The organism is Rhodococcus sp. 14C212, from assembly GCF_011058195.1.
GTDB lineage: Bacteria > Actinomycetota > Actinomycetes > Mycobacteriales > Mycobacteriaceae > Rhodococcus > Rhodococcus aetherivorans.
On sequence record NZ_JAALEH010000220.1, the window covers coordinates 1 to 930 of the forward strand.

1 protein-coding gene is annotated in these 930 nt (G+C 72.8%); it reads right to left on the reverse strand.

The annotated features are described in order from the left end of the window. On the reverse strand, window positions 1-930 hold a 930-nt coding region (locus G6038_RS30785; protein WP_165042707.1), incomplete at both ends, for a DUF2254 family protein.

The following is a 930-nucleotide window of genomic DNA, read 5'->3' on the forward strand; positions in this document are numbered from 1 at the left end:
GGCGAGGTGGTCGAGGTGGTGGCGGGTTGCGGTGTCGTGGTCGGTGACGTGGTCCTGCAGGCGACGGAGCTGGTCGGTGATCGCCGTGCGCTGCTCGCCGGTGGTGGCTTTCCATGCCAGCTCCCGCAGCATCGACAGCAGCGCGTCGAGCACCACCGGATCGTCGGCGCCGTAGAGCCGCGGCTGGGTGCACACCAGATCCAGCAGCTCGGCGAAGGTCGGTCGCGCCAGCACCACCCGTACCCGATCGTGCTCGTCGCACAGGGTGTACGGGCCGAGCCGACGGTCGAGAAGATCGGCCAGGACCGCGGTGCACGAGACCAGTCCGTGCACGGCGGTGGTGGGATCGTTGATGCCGGGCGACAGGGCCCGCACCACCACATCGGTCAACTGCCGCAGCCCGTAGCCGAGGTCCTGGACGGCGGTGCGTTCACTGCCGGTGCGCAGCGCCGCGCGCACCCGTTCGCCCAGCCGGTGCGCCGCGTCCTCGGTCAGCGGCTCGTGCGGGCGGACGGACCAGGAGAACGCGACCGGTGTGCCCGCCAGCACCGGGCTGCCCACCGGACGGTCCACCCACACCACCGCCTCGGCCTGTTCGGCCGCGGTGCGCAGGGCGTGGTCGTCGATCTCGACGAGGAACCCGGACGAGGCCGCCGCGACGAGGTGCGGGTGCGGCGGCGGCACCGGCACGGCGGGGGTGTCCGGACGATCGGGAGGCAGGAGACGGGCGGCGGTGGCGCAGGTGTCGGCGCGCACGTGCTCGAGCACGGCCTCGACGCGGATCTGCCGGACCAGATGTCCGAGGAACAGCACCAGCGCGAGGACGCTGGCCACCGTCAGCAGGTAGGCCGTCGTCATCGCCATCTGCGGGACGAACGCGGTGCCGTCGGCGTCGTCGGTGTCGCTGCGGACGGTGCGCAGCACGGTCAG